At 56.7% G+C, this 17,985-nt stretch carries 16 protein-coding genes; 2 read left to right on the forward strand and 14 right to left on the reverse strand.

The genetic code is table 11. From position 1 onward, the window contains the following. Nucleotides 1–5 precede the first annotated feature (5 nt). The 14 genes from lpxB to rpsB all read right to left on the reverse strand — a co-directional run bounded on the left by lpxB (nt 6) and on the right by rpsB (nt 14,043). Entirely contained in the window at nt 6–1,142 is a 1,137-nt protein-coding gene (lpxB, locus tag ACWKWM_RS11970) for a lipid-A-disaccharide synthase (protein WP_483846346.1), read from the reverse strand. Nucleotides 1,143–1,144: 2 nt separating this feature from the next. Beyond that, nucleotides 1,145–1,921: an acyl-ACP--UDP-N-acetylglucosamine O-acyltransferase gene (gene lpxA / locus ACWKWM_RS11975; protein WP_483846347.1), complete on the reverse strand. Its 777-nt coding sequence runs from the start codon at nt 1,919–1,921 to the stop codon at nt 1,145–1,147. Further along, nucleotides 1,918–2,358, reverse strand: a complete 441-nt coding sequence (fabZ, locus tag ACWKWM_RS11980) for a 3-hydroxyacyl-ACP dehydratase FabZ (protein WP_483837804.1) — start codon at nt 2,356–2,358, stop codon at nt 1,918–1,920. The genes lpxA and fabZ overlap by 4 nt, the downstream gene beginning before the upstream one ends. A gap of 112 nt (nt 2,359–2,470) precedes the next feature. Next, entirely contained in the window at nt 2,471–3,526 is a 1,056-nt protein-coding gene (gene lpxD / locus ACWKWM_RS11985) for a UDP-3-O-(3-hydroxymyristoyl)glucosamine N-acyltransferase (protein WP_483846348.1), read from the reverse strand. A gap of 4 nt (nt 3,527–3,530) precedes the next feature. After that, nucleotides 3,531–4,034 carry an OmpH/Skp family outer membrane protein gene (locus ACWKWM_RS11990; protein ID WP_331189061.1) on the reverse strand — a complete coding sequence of 168 codons (504 nt, stop codon included), beginning with the start codon at nt 4,032–4,034 and terminating at the stop codon, nt 3,531–3,533. A 45-nt stretch (nt 4,035–4,079) separates the two neighbouring features. Further along, nucleotides 4,080–6,476 (reverse strand): outer membrane protein assembly factor BamA, encoded by a 2,397-nt coding sequence (gene bamA, locus ACWKWM_RS11995; RefSeq protein ID WP_483846349.1) that lies wholly within the window; start codon nt 6,474–6,476, stop codon nt 4,080–4,082. Between the two features lie 76 nt (nt 6,477–6,552). Continuing rightward, complete coding sequence (rseP, locus tag ACWKWM_RS12000) at nt 6,553–7,905, reverse strand: sigma E protease regulator RseP (RefSeq protein ID WP_483846350.1); 1,353 nt, start codon at nt 7,903–7,905, stop codon at nt 6,553–6,555. 72 nt (nt 7,906–7,977) lie between these two features. Beyond that, a complete protein-coding gene (gene ispC, locus ACWKWM_RS12005; RefSeq protein ID WP_483846351.1) occupies nt 7,978–9,168 on the reverse strand; it encodes a 1-deoxy-D-xylulose-5-phosphate reductoisomerase in 1,191 nt (396 codons plus the stop codon). After that, complete coding sequence (locus tag ACWKWM_RS12010) at nt 9,165–9,980, reverse strand: phosphatidate cytidylyltransferase (RefSeq protein WP_483846352.1); 816 nt, start codon at nt 9,978–9,980, stop codon at nt 9,165–9,167. The genes ispC and ACWKWM_RS12010 overlap by 4 nt, the downstream gene beginning before the upstream one ends. Next, nucleotides 9,980–10,735, reverse strand: a complete 756-nt coding sequence (uppS, locus tag ACWKWM_RS12015; protein ID WP_483846353.1) for a polyprenyl diphosphate synthase — start codon at nt 10,733–10,735, stop codon at nt 9,980–9,982. Before uppS ends, ACWKWM_RS12010 begins: the two co-directional genes overlap by 1 nt. Nucleotides 10,736–10,751: 16 nt before the next feature. Beyond that, a complete protein-coding gene (frr, locus tag ACWKWM_RS12020) occupies nt 10,752–11,309 on the reverse strand; it encodes a ribosome recycling factor (protein WP_483846354.1) in 558 nt (185 codons plus the stop codon). Next, nucleotides 11,306–12,049 (reverse strand): UMP kinase, encoded by a 744-nt coding sequence (gene pyrH / locus ACWKWM_RS12025; protein WP_483837796.1) that lies wholly within the window; start codon nt 12,047–12,049, stop codon nt 11,306–11,308. Before pyrH ends, frr begins: the two co-directional genes overlap by 4 nt. A gap of 193 nt (nt 12,050–12,242) precedes the next feature. Continuing rightward, nucleotides 12,243–13,112: a translation elongation factor Ts gene (gene tsf / locus ACWKWM_RS12030; RefSeq protein ID WP_483846355.1), complete on the reverse strand. Its 870-nt coding sequence runs from the start codon at nt 13,110–13,112 to the stop codon at nt 12,243–12,245. Between the two features lie 190 nt (nt 13,113–13,302). Beyond that, nucleotides 13,303–14,043 (reverse strand): 30S ribosomal protein S2, encoded by a 741-nt coding sequence (gene rpsB / locus ACWKWM_RS12035; protein ID WP_483846356.1) that lies wholly within the window; start codon nt 14,041–14,043, stop codon nt 13,303–13,305. 339 nt (nt 14,044–14,382) lie between these two features. Between rpsB and map the strand changes: the two genes are divergently transcribed. Both map and ACWKWM_RS12045 read left to right on the forward strand, forming a co-directional pair. Continuing rightward, on the forward strand, nt 14,383–15,159 hold the full coding sequence (map, locus tag ACWKWM_RS12040) for a type I methionyl aminopeptidase (protein ID WP_483846357.1): 777 nt from the start codon (nt 14,383–14,385) through the stop codon (nt 15,157–15,159). Nucleotides 15,160–15,213: 54 nt separating this feature from the next. Continuing rightward, the gene (locus ACWKWM_RS12045; RefSeq protein ID WP_483846358.1) at nt 15,214–17,913 is read left to right on the forward strand and encodes a [protein-PII] uridylyltransferase; all 2,700 of its coding nucleotides are present in this window, start codon (nt 15,214–15,216) and stop codon (nt 17,911–17,913) included. Nucleotides 17,914–17,985 lie beyond the last annotated feature (72 nt).

Raw genomic sequence — 17,985 nt, forward strand, 5'->3', positions numbered from 1 at the left:
CGTGCTCATTGTGAAGGCGACGCGCCGATCAGGCTCAACACCGCTTCGGCGGCCTGATTGGATGCGTCGCGACGCAAGGTCCGGTGAATGTCGTCGAAACCGGCCGTTTGTTCGGCGCCGTTATCCAGTAACGGCAGCAGGGTCTGGGCCAGGGCATCGGCGGTCGCCGCATCCTGCAACAGTTCCGGGACCAGCATGCGCTGGGCCAACAGATTGGGCAGGGATACGTACGGGCTTTTCACCATACGCTTGAGTATCCAGAAGGTCAGCGGTGCCAAGCGATAGGCAACCACCATCGGTCGTTTGTACAGCAACGCTTCCAGTGTCGCGGTACCGGAAGCGATCAACACTGCGTCACAGGCTGCCAACGCGAGATGAGACTGACCGTCGAGCAGTGTCAGCGGCAAGTCGCGCCCTTCAAGCAGTTGTTCGATCTGCACGCGACGCTGAGGACTTGCGCACGGCAGCACAAAGCGCATTTCAGGACGCGCCAAGAGCAGTCGCTCGGCCGCGTCGAAGAATAACGCGCCAAGACGCCCGACTTCGCCGCCACGGCTGCCGGGCATGAGCGCCACGACTGGGCCGGCACCCAGATTTAGCTGAATGCGAGCAGCATCACGATCCGCTTCCAGGGGAATGGTATCGGCCAGCGGATGACCGACGAAACGCACCGGCACGCCTTTCTCTTCGTAGAAACGCGCCTCAAATGGCAGCAGCGTCAGCATCAGATCACAGCCTTCGCGAATCTTAAGCACGCGCTTTTGCCGCCACGCCCACACCGACGGGCTTACGTAATGCACGGTCTTGATACCGGCCTGACGCAGTTTGAGTTCGATATTGAGGGTGAAGTCTGGCGCGTCGATTCCGATGAAGACGTCGGGCTTTTCGCAAATGAGCGTTTGAATCAGCTCTTTGCGGCGCGCCAGCAACTCCTTCAGGCGACCAAGGACTTCGACCAGCCCCATGACCGACAGGCGCTCCATGGGGAAGTAGCTGGTCATCCCCTCGGCTTCCATGAGCGGACCGCCGACGCCGATAAACTCGGCTTCAGGATGACGAGCCTTAATGGCACGCATCAGTCCCGAGCCAAGAATGTCGCCAGACGCTTCGCCGGCAACCAGCGCGATACGCAGGGCAGCCATGATCAGCGGGTAATGCCGCGAGTCGAAGTCTGGATGGACTCAAGGAACAACGCCACTTCGGGGAATTGCGCGGCGGGCTCGGCTAAATCGGCAATGGCCTGATCCACGGTCAGTCCTTTGCGATAGACAACCTTGTAGGCGCTGCGCAGGGCGTGGATAGAATCTTCGGAAAAACCGCGGCGGCGCATGCCTTCGAAGTTCATGCTGCGCGCTTCGGCAGGGTTGCCGAAGACTGTGACGAAAGCAGGCACGTCCTTGCCAATCGCAGTACCCATGCCGGAAAAGCTGTGGGCGCCGATTCGGCAATACTGATGAACCAAGGTGAAACCCGAGAGAATTGCCCAGTCGTCAACGTGAACGTGGCCGGCCAGCGCAGTGTTGTTCACCAGGATGCAGTGATTGCCAATAACGCTGTCATGACCGATGTGGGCATAGGCCATAACCAGGTTGTGATCACCCAGAGTGGTTTCGGCGCGGTCCTGAATCGTCCCGCGATGAATCGTCACTCCCTCACGAATCACGTTGTGGTCGCCGATCACCAGGCGAGTCTCCTCGCCCTTGTACTTCAGATCAGGCGTGTCTTCACCCACCGACGAAAACTGGTAAATGTGGTTGTGCTTACCGATTTTGGTAGGCCCGCGAAGGATCACATGTGGACCAATCACGGTACCCTCGCCAATTTCCACACCGGCTCCGACGATCGACCAAGGGCCGACCTCAACGTTGTCAGCCAAAATGGCTGTCGGATCGATGATTGCGCGAGGGTCAATCAAACTCATAGTTTACGTTCCGCACAGATGATTTCTGCGGAGCATACCGGCTTGCCGTCTACCGAAGCCTGGCACTCGAACTTCCAGATCTGACGCTTGCAGCTAAGAAACTTCGCTTCAAGAATCAGTTGGTCGCCCGGCAGTACTGGCTGGCGAAAACGCAGCTTGTCGGAGCCCACGAAGTAATAAAGAGTGCCATCGGCAGGTTTAACGTCAAGCATCTTGAAACCAAGGATGCCAGCAGCTTGCGCCATGGCCTCGATGATCAACACGCCCGGCATGATTGGATGCTGGGGGAAATGGCCATTGAAGAACGGCTCATTGATGCTGACGTTTTTGTAGGCCCGAATCCTTTTAGTCTCAACATCCAACTCCACCACTCGATCCACCAACAGGAACGGGTAACGGTGTGGCAGATATTCGCGAATTTCGTTGATGTCCATCATTTCGAGAGCAAGCCTGTAGTAAAGATTGGGAGTGCGCGACGGTTGCGCAGCACTCCTCTAGCAAATCAAGGAGGCAGTTTATCGGCTGTGCACACTTGATAAGGAAAAGGTATCAGCCATCAGATGAAGCTTTACCGCCTGAGGTCACTGCCTCGACAATCTTTTCCAGCTGTTGCAGGCGTCGGGCCATGTCATCGAGGTGACGCATCCGCGCTGCACTCTTGCGCCATTCTGCGGCTGGCTGCATCGCTGTACCCGATGAATAAGCGCCGGGCTCGGTAATCGACCGGGTCACCATCGTCATCCCTGTGATGAAAACCCCATCGCAGATCTCGATGTGCCCGACCAGCCCGACCCCGCCTGCAAGCATGCAATGCTTGCCAATTTTTGAACTGCCGGAGATCCCGACACAGGCGGCCATGGCGGTGTGATCACCCACCTGGACGTTGTGCGCGATCTGGATCTGATTGTCCAGTTTCACTCCGTTGCCGATGCGCGTGTCATCCATCGCGCCGCGATCGATAGCGGTGTTCACACCGATCTCGACATCGTCACCGATGCTGACGCCACCGATCTGCGCAATCTTGTTCCAGACGCCCTTCTCGTTAGCGAAACCGAAACCTTCGCCGCCCAGGACCGCACCTGACTGAATAACAACACGCTGCCCGATTCTGACGTCGTGATAGAGCGTCACTCGGGGAGCAAGCCAGCCACCCTCACCGATAGTACTGCGCGCACCGATAAAGCAATGAGCGCCAATGGTGACACCGGCTGCGATCCACGCACCACTTTCGATAACCGCAAAAGCACCGACACTGGCGGTTGCATCAACCTGAGCATCATCAGCAACGACGGCGCTCGGGTGGATACCCGCAGGGGACTTGGGTTTTGGGTCGAACAGGTGGGAGATTCTCGCGTAAGCCAGATACGGATCGTCTACGAGCAACGCGTCCCCGGCAAAACCTTCGGCATCTGCAGGCTTGAGCAGCACCGCAGAGGCGTGGGTCGTGGCGAGGAATTTACGGTATTGCGGATTGGCCAGAAAACTGACCTGACCGGGGCCCGCCTCATGCAAAGTGGCCAGCCCGGATATTTCCTTGTCCGCGGGGCCACGCAGTGTGGCGCCGAGGAACTCGGCCAACTCGCCGAGTTTGATAGTCGCGGTCATGAAGTTACTTCAGCTGATTCATGCGCTCGATGACTTGGCGAGTAACGTCGTACTGAGGTTTGACGTCAATCACAGCACCGCGCTCGAACACCAGGTCAAAGGCACCTTTTTTGATCACTTCTTCCACGGCCTGGTCCAGCTTAGGCTTGAGTTGCTTGAGCATTTCGCGGTCTGCAACAGCTTTGGCTTCGTTCAGCTCTTTGGACTGGAACTGGAAATCACGGGCCTTTTGCTTGAATTCAAGCTCAAGACGCTCGCGCTCTGGCTGAGCCATCTTGTCACCACCTGCGACCAGACGGTCTTGAATGCCTTTGGCGCTGCTTTCCAGTGTTTTTAGCTTGGCCAGTTGTGGGCCGAATTTTTTCTCTGCATCAACAGCGTACTTCTTGGCTGCGTCAGATTCCAGCAGCGCCATCTGATAGTTCAGAACAGCGATTTTCATGTCGGCAAATACGGGAGTGGCAATCAAAACCGTTGCCAGCAATGCCAATTGGGTCAACTTACGCACGATGTACTCCTACAGAATCCGTTGTCGTTATCGGTGATCAGACGCTTAAAAGGTCTGACCAAGAGAGAATTGGAAGATCTGGGTTTCGGTGCTGTCGTCCGGCTTCTTGATCGGCATCGCCAGAGCGAAGCTCAACGGGCCCAGCGCAGTGATCCAGGTCACGCCGACACCGACGGAGCTGGCAAGACCGGAAAGATCAGGACCGTTACACTCGACTTTATCGCCGTCATTGGTGAATTTGGTCGCACCGCAGTTGGTGTTGAAGACGTTACCCACGTCCCAGAACAGCGAGGTACGCAGCGAGCGCTGGTCTTTGATGAACGGCAGCGGGAACAGAATTTCCGCACCACCGGAGATCAAGACGTTGCCGCCGAACGGCAGTGCGTCCTGGTCGGGATCGAGCGTTGTACCAGGTTTGCCTAGGCCTTTAGGGTCATTCTCCCCCTTACTAGGCGTACTGCGAGGACCAAGAGTGCTGTCTTTGAAACCGCGCACGGAGTTGAAGCCACCCGCGTAGTAGTTTTCATAGAACGGCAGACCGGAAGTCGAACCGTAGCCGTCACCGTAACCGAGCTCCGAGTGCAGACGCAGGGTGTAGTTGGTGGTGATCGGGTGGAACAACTGGCCCCGATAATCGACTTTGTAGAACGACAGGTCACTGCCCGGCAGGGTGGTTTCCAGCGTCAGGCTCTGAGACGAACCACGGGTCGGCAAGGTGCCTTTGTTCAGGGTCGACTCGGACCAGCCAATGGAGCCTTTGAAGTTGGTGAAGCTGTCGCCTTCTTTGTCAATGAAGTCAAAGATTTCATCGACGGTGTAGCGACCGGTGCTCAGCTCATCGTTCTGCACGGACAGGCCGAAGTTCAGACGCGATGTTTCGTTAATCGGGTAGCCCATGTTGATGCCGGCACCCAGGCTGTTCACCGAGTAGCTCGCCACATCGACATCGAGGTCGTCATAGTCGGTCTTACGGTAGAACGCGCTGTAACCCAGGCTCACACCGTCCGGCGTGAAGTACGGGTCGACATAGCTGAAGTTGTAACGGGTCTGGTATTCGCTGCGGGTCAGACCGATGCTGACCTTGTTACCGGTACCGAGGAAGTTATTCTGGCTGATCGAACCACCCAGGATTAGACCGGCGCTCTGAGCAAAACCAACGCTGGCGGTGATCGAACCGGATGCCTGTTCTTCAACGGCGTAGTTCACGTCAACCTGATCATCGGTGCCTGGCACCGGTGGGGTTTCGACGTTCACTTCCTTGAAGAAGCCCAGACGATCAAGACGGGTCTTGGACTGGTCGATAAGGTAAGTAGATGCCCAGCCGCCTTCCATCTGACGCATTTCACGACGCAGCACTTCGTCTGCAGTCTTGGTGTTGCCACGGAAGTTGATACGGTTAACGTAAGCGCGCTTGCCCGGATCGACAACAAAGGTGATATCGACAGTGTGGTCTTCGTCATGTGCAGTCGGCACGCCGTTAACGTTGGCGAAGGTGTAACCCTCGTTACCCAGACGGCGGGTGATCAGCTCGGACGTAGTGGTCATGACCTTGCGGGAGAAGACCTGGCCAGGCTTGACCAGCAAGAGCGACTTGACCTGATCTTCAGGGACCTTGAGGTCACCGCTCAACTTGACTGACTTGACGCTGTACTTCTCACCTTCATTGATGTTGACGGTGATGAAAACGCTTTTCTTGTCGGGCGTGATCGAGACTTGGGTCGAGGCGATATCCATATTGATATAGCCGCGATCGAGGTAGTACGAACGCAGACGCTCAAGGTCGCCCGAGAGTTTTTCCCGAGCGTACTTGTCATCGTTTTTGAAGAAGGACAGCCAGTTGGTGGTCTTCAGCTCAAACAGATCAATGAGGTCGTCGTCAGCGAAGACATTGTTGCCCACCACATTGATGTGCTGAATGGCTGCGACAGCGCCTTCATTGATGTTGATCTTGAGACCGACACGGTTGCGTGGCTGAGGAACAACCTCGGTGGCAACCTCGGCGGAATAGCGACCCTGAGCCACATATTGACGCTGGAGCTCGTTACGCACGCCTTCCAGGGTGGCACGCTGGAAGATCTCGCCTTCCGCCAGCCCTGACTGCTTGAGGCCCTTCATCAGGTCCTCAGTGGTGATTGCCTTGTTGCCGTCGATCTCGATACTCGAGACGGATGGACGCTCGACGACAGTGATGACCAGGACGTTGCCGTCACGGCCCAACTGAATATCCTGGAAGAAGCCGGTCTTGAACAGCGCACGAGTCGCATCAACCAGACGCGAATCATCCGCCTGCTCACCCACGTTCAGCGGCAGCGCACCAAATACACTGCCAGCGGACACCCGCTGCAGGCCATTGACACGGATATCGGAGATAGTGAAGGACTCAGCGTGAACTTCGGCGATCATCAGTACGGCAAGAACCGCAGTTAGCAGCAGACGTTTCATGAAGTCCTTTCTTATTCCAACTGGCAATAAACAAACTGCCGCAAAATGCGGCAGATTCACAATTCGGTGTAGCTTTTTACAGTCGTCCCAGATCGTTGACCAGTGCGAGCAACATCACTCCGACCACCAGACTGATTCCGATCTGAACCCCCCAGCCCTGTATTTTTTCTGACAAGGGACGACCACGCGCCCACTCAATCAGATAAAACAGCAAATGCCCCCCGTCCAATACTGGAATGGGCAGCAAATTGAGAACTCCCAGGCTTATGCTCAGATAAGCAAGGAAATTCAAGAAGTCACCTACACCCGACTGGGCCGAAGCGCCCGCCACTTTAGCAATGGTTATCGGTCCGCTCAAGTTTTTTACGGACAGCTCGCCGAACAACATTTTTCTGAGCGAATCGAGCGTCAGCACGCTCATGGTCCAGGTACGCTGCGCACCTTCCGCAATGGCGGCTACAGGACCGTAACTGACTTCTCGAAGCATTTCCGGTGGCCAATCGACACCCTTGACTCCCGCACCCAGATAACCGGTAGCGGCCTTGCCTTCGCCGCGGGCGGCCAGCGTCACCGGGACATCGATTTGCGCACCGTCACGCTCGACGCGCAACGAAACTTTGGTTTCAGGACGGACACGAACCCAGTCAACCACTTGTTGCCACTCCGCGAGTGGCTGACCGTCCAGCGCCAGCAAGCGATCACCGGTTCGAAGGCCCGCGGCCTGCGCAGGACCTTTAACATCGAGTTCAGCCAAAACAGGTGGCAAGGCCGGACGCCATGGACGAATCCCCAACGAGCGAATCGGATCAGGCTCATCAGCGCCCTTCAACCAATCGTTAAGGACCAACTGGTGCGGGGATTGCGCCGTGGAATCCTTATCCAGCACTTTCAGCGCGATGGTGCCGCTTTCGCCCAGACGCCTGACCAGTTGCAGATTGACCGCAGCCCAGCCCGACGTCGCCTCACCGTCAACCGAAACAATTTCCTGCCCAGCGGTCAGCCCTGCCTTGTCGGCAATGCTGCCCGCCTCTACTGCGCCGATAACAGGCCGCACCTGCTGGCTGCCCAGCATCGCGAGTATCCAGAAAAATACAATTGCCAGCAGAAAATTGGCCACAGGGCCTGCAATGACGATGGCGATACGCTGATAGACGGTCTTGCGATTGAACGATTGATCGGCGAGTTCCGGCGGAACATCCCCCTCACGCTCATCAAGCATTTTGACGTAGCCACCCAGGGGGATCGCGGCAACCACGAATTCGGTGCCCTTACGGTCATGCCAACGCAACAGCGGCATGCCGAAGCCAACCGAAAACCGCAATACCTTAACGCCACAACGCCGGGCCACCCAAAAGTGACCGAACTCGTGAAAGGTCACCAGCACACCCAGCGCAACCAGGGTGCCAACAATCATATATAGCGCGCTCATTGCTGTTCTCCTGGCAAAAGGTTATCGACGCATGCGCAAGCCAACGGGCCCGTAGAGACTGATATATCGCTCTTAGCGCTCATTGCGGCCAAGCCACTGCCCGGCCAGTTCGCGAGCCTTGGCATCCACGGCGAACACAGCATCAAGTTCGGAGACGCTGACCACAGCCTCCTTGCTCAAAACCTCGTCGATCATACTCGCGATTTCCGGATAGCGAATACGCCTGTCCAGAAACGCAGCTACGGCCACTTCGTTCACCGCGTTAAGCATCGCCGGCGCACTGTCACCGGCTTCTGCAGCTTGACGCGCCAACCGCAGACAAGGGAAGCGCAGCTCGTCTGGAGCATGAAAGTCCAGGCGCGCGATTGAGAAGAGATCGAGTGCAGCCACTCCTGAATCAATACGCTCCGGCCATGCCAGTGCATGTGCAATAGGAGTGCGCATATCAGGATTGCCCAACTGCGCCAACACCGAGCCATCGATGTAATCCACCATGGAGTGAATGACGCTCTGCGGGTGTATCACCACTTCGATCTGGGCAGGCTTGGCATCGAACAGCCAGCAGGCCTCGATCAACTCAAGCCCCTTGTTCATCATACTGGCCGAATCGACTGAAATTTTCCGACCCATCGACCAGTTGGGGTGCGCACACGCCTGTTCCGGCGAGACATGAGCCAATTCAGCCAGCGGTGTTTCTCGAAACGGGCCGCCCGAAGCTGTCAGAAATATGCGACGCACTCCCACAGCCCCAAGACCGTTGGCGTAGTGGCCCGGCAGACACTGGAAAATGGCGTTGTGTTCGCTGTCGATAGGCAACAGCACTGCCCCGCTGCGCCGGACCGCTTGCATGAACAAGGCTCCGGACATAACCAGCGCTTCCTTGTTGGCAAGCAGGACCTTTTTCCCGGCCTCGACCGCAGCAAGGGTCGGACGTAAACCTGCGGCGCCGACTATAGCTGCCAAAACGGTGTCGACCTCCGGATGGGCCGACACCTCACAGAGACCGCCCTCCCCCACCAATACGCGAGTGTCCAACCCTGCGGCCTGAAGATCGACCTGCAGCGTCTGCGCAACTTCTGCCGTTGGTACCACCGCAAACTGAGGTTTGTGGCGTACGCACAACGCCAGCAACTCGGTCACACGACTAAAGCCGGTCAACGCAAAAACCTGGTAACGCTCGGGATGCCTGGCAATGACATCCAGGGTGCTCAAGCCCACAGAACCTGTGGCACCCAATACAGTGATCTGCTGGAGCTGGCTCACATCACGCCCCAGTTAGCAGCCCAGAGCAGCAGCGCGAAAATCGGAATTGCAGCGGTGAGGCTGTCGATACGATCAAGTACGCCGCCATGACCCGGCAGCAGATTACTGCTGTCCTTGACCCCGGATTTGCGCTTGAACATGCTTTCCGTCAAATCGCCAACCACCGAAATCAGCACAACGATGGCCGCGCCAATCAGGGAAAAGCAGAACTGCGAGAAGGACCAGCCACGGAAAATCCCTACCACGGCGGTAATCAGCAAACTGGCGACCAGCCCGCCATATAGCCCTTCCCAGCTTTTGCCAGGGCTGACTTTCGGTGCGAGCTTGCGCTTGCCGAAGGCTTTGCCTGAGAAGTAGGCGCCGATATCCGCACCCCAGACCAGCACCATGACCGAAAGAATCAGCCAGTTACCAAGCGGCCACTGCTTGATCAAGATCAAACCTTGCCACGCCGGCAACAAAATCAGGAGTCCGATGACCAGTTTGCAGATGGAACTGGACCAATGCTCACTGGACTCTGGGTATGTCAGCACCAGCCAGGTCGCAACGAGCCACCAGATCAGCGCTGCCACCAATACCCACGGCGCAAGGCCTGGCAGCAAGTAGAGGAGAAACAGCAAAACCGCAACGACTACCGCGTAGAGCACTCGCGATGATTGAGCCTCGAACCCGGCCAGACGTGCCCACTCCCACGCCCCAAGCGTAACGACCACCCCAATGAACAGTGCAAAACTGCCGCCTTTTAGCAGGAAGAAGCCGCAGAGGGCTATGGGCAGCAAGATCAGCGCAGTGATGATTCGTTGTTTCAGCATTAAGCTCGGGCTCCAGCTTCTACCTGCTCGCTGGTTTTCCCGAAGCGGCGTTGGCGCAAAGCAAAATCGGCCAGCGCTTTGCGCATGGCTTCGTGTTTGAAGTCCGGCCAGAACAGGTCGGAGAAGTACAGCTCGGCATAGGCCAGCTGCCATAACAGGAAGTTGCTGATGCGGTGCTCGCCGCCGGTACGAATGCAGAGGTCCGGCAATGGCAAATCACCTGTCGACAGGCACGTCTGCAGCAGCTCGGGGGTGATGTCCTCAGGCTTTAGATGGCCCGCCTGAACCTCCCGCGCCAGGCGTTGCGCAGCTTGGGCAATGTCCCACTGTCCGCCATAATTGGCAGCAATCTGCAGGACAAAACGGTCGTTACCCGCCGTGCGCGCTTCGGCCTCGCGAATTGCTGCCTGCAACTCCGGATGGAAACGTGAACGATCACCAATGATGCGCAGGCTGATGCCGTTGTCATTTAGCCGCTTGGTCTCTCGACGCAACGCAGTAAAGAACAGTTCCATTAACGCCCCAACCTCTTCGGCGGGGCGCTGCCAGTTTTCACTGGAGAACGCGAACAGTGTCAGCACCTCGACCTTGGCCTCTGCACACACTTCGATCACCGCACGAACAGCATCCACGCCTGCTTTATGACCGGCGACACCCGGCAGCAGACGCTTTTTCGCCCAACGATTGTTCCCATCCATGATGATCGCGACATGACGCGGCACCGACGACGGCTCAGCCAGCTTAGTCTTTTCCATGAAAGCTTCCGGACCCTTATACGGCCATCAGGTCTGCTTCTTTAGTCTTGGTAGCAGCGTCGATATCCGCTTCAGCCTTGTCGGTCAGCTTTTGAATATCTGCCGCACCACGACGCTCTTCGTCTTCGCTGATTTCTTTGTCTTTGACCAGTTTTTTCAAGTCACCCAAAGCATCGCGACGAATATTACGCACGGCAACGCGGGCGTCTTCTGCTGCACTGCGAGCCTGCTTGGTGAAGCCCTTGCGGGTTTCCTCGGTCAGCGCTGGCATGGAGATCAGCAGCAGCTCGCCCAGGTTGGTAGGGTTAAGGTTCAGGCCGGCACTCTGGATAGCCTTGTCGACCGCCGCGAGCATATTGCGCTCAAACGCTACGACCTGCAGGGTCCGGGAGTCCTTGACAGTCACGTTGGCGACGCCGCTCAAGGGAGTGTCCGAACCGTAATAAGGGACCATCACGCTGCCCAGGATGCTTGGATGCGCCTTGCCGGTGCGGATCTGGCCGAACGCATGGGCCAGGGATTCCAGGGATTTCTGCATCCGCTCTTGAGCGTCTTTCTTGATTTCATTGATCATTGTTTGCCTTCCTCGATCAGGGTGCCTTCAGCGCCGCCATGCACGATGTTCAGCAGGGCGCCGGGCTTGTTCATATTAAATACACGCAGCGGCATCTTGTGGTCGCGACACAGACAAATCGCTGTCAGATCCATAACACCCAATTTGCGATCCAGAACTTCATCGTAAGTCAAATGATCGAACTTCTCGGCGTGTGGGTCTTTGAATGGGTCCGCAGTGTACACGCCATCGACCTTGGTCGCCTTGAGCACTACATCGGCGTCAATTTCGATCGCTCGCAGGCAAGCGGCCGAGTCAGTGGTGAAGAACGGATTGCCCGTACCGGCTGCGAAAATCACGACTTCTTTGGCGTTCAGATGACGCATTGCCTTGCGACGATCATAGTGATCGGTCACGCCCACCATGGAAATGGCCGACATGACAATGGCCGAGATGTTGGCGCGCTCCAGGGCATCGCGCATCGCCAAGGCATTCATCACCGTGGCCAGCATGCCCATGTGATCGCCCGTGACCCGATCCATGCCGGCAGCACTCAGCGCCGCGCCACGAAACAGGTTACCACCACCAATGACCAGACCTACCTGAACACCGATACCGACCAACTGGCCGACTTCCAGCGCCATGCGATCCAGCACTTTGGGATCAATACCGAATTCTTCAGACCCCATCAGGGCCTCGCCGCTAAGCTTGAGTAGAATGCGTTTATAGCGAGCTTGATAACCACTGCCCTGCTGAGCCATTGCGAATCTCTCCTGCGGCGTTTAAAAAAAATCTAGGTTGTGAGCCGGTTCTTGCGCTAACTCTAGGCTACAACGTCAGGTAAAAGCAGCCTTGTGGACCACATCCTGAAAAACAAATTCCCCCCACCGCTTTGACAAAGAGGCTGCGCGCGTAAGCGGGCAGCCTCTTCGGGGCGACAGCTGGATAACCGTCTTACTTCTTGCTGGCAGCTACTTGAGCAGCGACTTCTTCAGCGAAGTTGTCGACTGGCTTCTCGATGCCTTCGCCTACTTTGTAGTAAGTGAAGGAAACGATCTCAGCGCCGGCTTTCTTGGCCAGTTCACCGACCTTGACTTCAGGGTTCTTGACGAACGCCTGCTCAACAAGGCTGGCTTCAGCCAGGAACTTGGTGATACGACCGCCAACCATTTTTTCAACGATTTCGGCAGGCTTGCCTTTGATTTTGTCTTCGTTCAACTGCAGGAAGACACCCTTTTCGCGCTCGATCGCTTCGGCCGAAACTTCCGACGGCAGCAGGAACTCAGGGTTGCTTGCAGCAACGTGCATCGCGATGTCTTTTGCCAGCTCAGCGTCGCCGCCTTTCAGAACGACAACTACGCCGATCTTGTTGCCGTGCAGGTAAGCGTTGACCACATCACCTTCGATGCTGGCCAGACGACGGATGTTGACGTTTTCGCCAACCTTGGCAACCAGCGCAGTACGCTCGACTTCTTGCGCTTCGATCAACGGAGCGGCTTCAGTCAGCTTGTCAGCGAACGCTTTTTCCAGGCTGTTGTTGACGAAGTTTTTGAAGTCGTCTTGCAGAGCCAGGAAGTCAGTCTGAGAGTTGACTTCGATGATAGTGGCACGCTTGCCGTCTTCGCTGACTTTGACAGCGATAGCACCTTCAGCAGCAACGTTGCCTGCTTTTTTGGCTGCCTTGATCGCGCCCGAAGCACGCATATCATCAATGGCTTTTTCGATGTCGCCGCCAGCCTTGGTCAAGGCCTTCTTGCAGTCCATCATGCCTTCGCCGGTACGCTCGCGCAGTTCTTTGACCAACGCTGCAGTAATCTCTGCCATTTCAAAATCCTCTTTGGATAGGTCTTCAACCATTCCACCCACGTGAGCGGGCGTTCAAATTCTTGAAAATCCATGCTGACAGCTGCACATGACCATTTGATCGATGGCAACGCCAGAAGGGTTTTCGAGGTGGCAAAAAGGGGGCTAAGCCCCCTTTTTGCGTACTGAGTAAACGCTAGGCGTTAACTACTCAGCCTTCAACGACCGCAGCTGGAGCTTCTTCGACGAAAACGTCGGTGCCGCCAGCAACATTGTTACGACCACGGATTACAGCATCAGCCATCGAACCCATGTACAGCTGGATAGCGCGGATTGCGTCATCGTTACCTGGGATGATGTAGTCAACGCCTTCCGGGCTGCTGTTGGTATCGACTACGCCGATAACCGGGATACCCAGCTTGTTGGCTTCGGTGATCGCGATGCGCTCGTGATCAACGTCGATAACGAACAGTGCGTCTGGCAGACCGCCCATGTCTTTGATACCACCCAGGCTACGATCCAGCTTTTCCAGATCGCGAGTACGCATCAGCGCCTCTTTCTTGGTCAGCTTGGCGAAAGTACCGTCTTCGGCCTGGATTTCAAGGTCACGCAGACGCTTGATGGAAGCACGGATGGTTTTGAAGTTGGTGAGCATGCCGCCCAACCAGCGGTGATCAACGTACGGCGAGTTGCAACGTGCCGCTTCTTCAGCAACGATCTTGCCAGCGGAGCGCTTGGTGCCGACGAACAGAATCTTGTTTTTGCCCTGAGCCAGGCGCTCAACGAAAGTCAAAGCTTCGTTGAACATAGGCAGGGTTTTTTCAAGGTTGATGATGTGAATCTTGTTACGCGCGCCGAAAATGTATTTACCCATTTTCGGGTTCCAGTAACGGGTTTGGTGACCGAAGTGCACACCGGCCTTCAGCATATCGCGCATATTGACTTGGGACATGATAGTTCCTTGATAAGTCGGGTTAGGCCTCCACGTATCCCAATGACCAACCAGCGGCTAAAGCCGAGGGCACCCAGGTCATCGTGTCGACACGTGTGTGGGTTTAAGCTCGCGGGGACGGACCCCGGAAAGCGGCGCATTTTATATCACAAAAGACTCGATAAACGAAACACGAAATAAGCGCCTGTTTCTTCGAGCGTTTTGCGTTGCTGGCAAAGGCATCTGGCCAGCGCTTGCGCACTCTGTATAAGCCACGATGATAACCGCCCTTCCAGCGGTCTGATAGAATCGCTTTTTTCCGTGTTTAGCCGCGGCCCCGCCGCGCCCAGAGAGCCTTGTATGACCGTCAAAACCCCTGAAGACATCGAAAAGATGCGCATCGCCGGCCGCCTGGCCGCCGACGTTCTGGAAATGATCGGTGCGCACGTCAAGCCCGGTGTCACCACTGACGAGCTCGACCGCATCTGCCACGACTACATCGTCAACGAACAAAAAGCCATCCCTGCCCCGCTCAACTACAAAGGCTTCCCGAAGTCGATCTGTACGTCGATCAACCATGTGGTGTGCCACGGCATTCCCAATGAGAAGCCTTTGAAGGAAGGCGACGTGCTCAACATCGATGTCACCGTCATCAAAGATGGCTACCACGGCGACACCAGTAAGATGTTCCATGTCGGCAAAGTCCCTGAGTGGGCAGAGCGCCTTTCTCGCATCACCCAGGAATGCCTGTACAAAGGCATTGAGATCGTCAAGCCAGGCGCACGCCTGGGTGACATTGGCGAAGTCATCCAAAAGCACGCCGAGAAGAACGGCTTCTCAGTAGTCCGCGAATACTGCGGCCATGGCATCGGCAAAGTGTTCCATGAAGAACCGCAGATCCTGCACTACGGCAAAGCCGGTGATGGCATGGAACTCAAGGAAGGCATGACCTTCACCATCGAGCCCATGATCAACCAGGGTAAGGCTGAAACCCGCCTGCTTGGCGATGGCTGGACAGCGATCACCAAGGACCGCAAGCTATCTGCACAATGGGAACACACTATCCTCGTCACTGCAGACGGCTACGAAATTTTCACCCTTCGCAGCGACGACACCATTGCCCGCACCTCGGCCTGATGGTTGCGCCGACTATGACGTTCGGCCCGATATAGATAGAAGGAAAGCAGTTCGATGCCGCAGGTGGATCCAGATTTGTTCGATCGCGGTCAGTTCCAGGCTGAACTGGCACTGAAGGCGAGCCCTATAGCCGCGTTCAAGAAAGCCATCCGTCAGGCCCATGAAGTGCTGGATGCGCGCTTCAAATCAGGCCGCGACATCCGCCGGCTGATCGAGGACCGTGCCTGGTTCGTCGACAATATCCTGCAAAAGGCATGGGATCAGTTCGACTGGAGTGAGGACGCCGACATCGCACTGTTGGCAGTCGGTGGCTATGGTCGCGGCGAACTGCACCCCTATTCTGACATCGACCTGCTGATTCTGCTGGACAGCGCCGACCACGAAGTTTTCCGTGAGCCCATTGAGCGATTTCTTACGTTGCTGTGGGATATCGGCCTGGAAGTCGGGCAAAGCGTGCGTTCGGTGGATGAGTGCGCCGTCGAGGCGCTGGCTGACCTGACGGTGATCACCAACCTGATGGAAAGCCGCACCATTGCCGGGCCTGAGCGACTACGCCAGCGCATGCTCGAAGTCACCAGTCCGAGCCAGATGTGGCCGAGCAAGGAATTCTTCCTGGCGAAGCGCGCCGAGCAGAAAAACCGTCATCACAAGTACAACGATACCGAATACAACCTGGAGCCCAACGTAAAAGGCTCGCCAGGCGGCTTGCGTGATATCCAGACGATTTTGTGGGTAGCACGTCGCCAATACGGCACGCTGAATCTGCACGCGCTCGCCGGCGAAGGCTTTCTGCTGGAGAGTGAAAATAACCTGTTGGCGTCGTCTCAGGAGTTTCTCTGGAAAGTCCGTTACGCCTTGCACATGCTGGCGGGGCGCTCCGAGGATCGGCTGCTGTTCGATCACCAGAGCACCATCGCGCGCCTCCTGGGGTACCAGGACAGTGACGCAAAACTGGCCATCGAACGCTTCATGCAGAAGTACTACCGCGTGGTGATGAGCATCGCGCAGGTGAGCGACCTGATCATTCAGCATTTCGAAGAAGTCATTCTCTCGGACGATCAAAACGCGCTCACAGAGTCGATCAACTCGCGCTTCCAGCTGCACGACGGCTACATCGAAGCCACTCACCCCAATGTCTTCAAGCGTACGCCGTTCGCGATGCTGGAGATTTTCGTGCTGATGGCGCAACGCCCGGAAATCAAGGGTGTGCGCGCCGACACCATTCGCCTGCTGCGTGAGCACCGGCACCTGATCAACGATGATTTCCGCAATGATATTCGCAACACCAGCTTGTTCATCGAGCTGTTCAAATGCGAGATCGGCATCCATCGCAACCTGCGCCGGATGAACCGCTACGGCATCCTCGGGCTTTACTTGCCGGAGTTCGGCCATATCGTCGGGCAAATGCAGCACGACCTGTTCCACATCTACACCGTCGATGCTCACACGCTGAACCTGATCAAACACCTGCGCAAGCTGCAGTACACGCAGGTTTCAGAGAAATTCCCGCTGGCCAGCAAGATCATGGGCAAGCTGCCCAAACCCGAGTTAATCTATCTGGCGGGCCTGTATCACGACATTGGCAAGGGCCGGGGTGGCGACCATTCGGAGCTCGGCGCGCTCGACGCAGAAGCGTTCGGCATTCGTCATCAGTTGCCGAACTGGGACACGCATCTGATCGTGTGGCTGGTGCAAAACCACTTGCAGATGTCCACCACTGCCCAGCGCAAGGATTTATCCGATCCGCAGGTAATCCACGATTTCGCCCAATTCGTTGGCGACGAAGTGCATCTGGACTACCTGTACGTGCTGACGGTCGCCGACATCAACGCGACCAACCCGACCCTCTGGAACTCCTGGCGAGCAAGTCTGTTGCGCCAGCTGTACACCGAAACCAAGCGTGCCTTGCGGCGCGGCCTAGAGAACCCGGTAGACCGCGAAGAACAAATCCGTCGCACCCAAACCGCAGCGCTGGACATCTTGGTGCGTAACGGCACAGACCCGGACGACGTTGAGCAATTATGGTCGCAGCTGGGGGACGACTATTTTCTGCGGCATACCGCAGGTGACGTGGCCTGGCACAGCGATGCCATCCTGCAACAACCTGCTGACGGCGGTCCGTTGGTACTGATCAAGGAAACCACCCAGCGCGAATTCGAGGGCGGCACGCAGATCTTCATTTACGCGCCGGACCAGCACGACTTCTTCGCAGTGACCGTGGCCGCCATGGACCAGCTGAACCTGAACATTCATGACGCCCGCGTCATCACCTCCAGCAGCCAGTTCACGCTCGACACCTACATCGTTCTCGACAGCGACGGCGGCTCGATTGGCGATAATCCAGAGCGTATCAAGGACATCCGTGACGGTTTGACCGAAGCGCTGCGCAACCCGGACGATTACCCGACGATTATCAAACGCCGCGTACCGCGTCAGCTCAAGCATTTCGCCTTCCCGCCTCAGGTGACGATTTCCAACGACGCCCAACGCCCAGTGACGGTACTGGAACTGAGCGCGCCAGACCGGCCAGGGCTCTTGGCCCGAATTGGCAAGATTTTCCTGGAGTTCGACCTGTCTTTGCAGAACGCCAAAATCGCCACCTTGGGCGAGCGAGTCGAAGACGTTTTCTTTATAACAGATGAAAACAATCAGCCGCTCTCCGACCCGCAACTGTGTATGCGCTTACAGGCCGCCATCGTCGAACAGCTCAGCGTCACGCAAGAGCCTGCTGGCGAATGGCGCATCAGCATTTGAGTCGCCCGAACTTTTGATTTAACGGCGCCCTGCCTTTCGCTCTGCGGACCAGGGCGCCCCGCTTATTGAGAC

The sequence above is a fragment of the Pseudomonas rosaeacicularis genome (assembly GCF_057128745.1).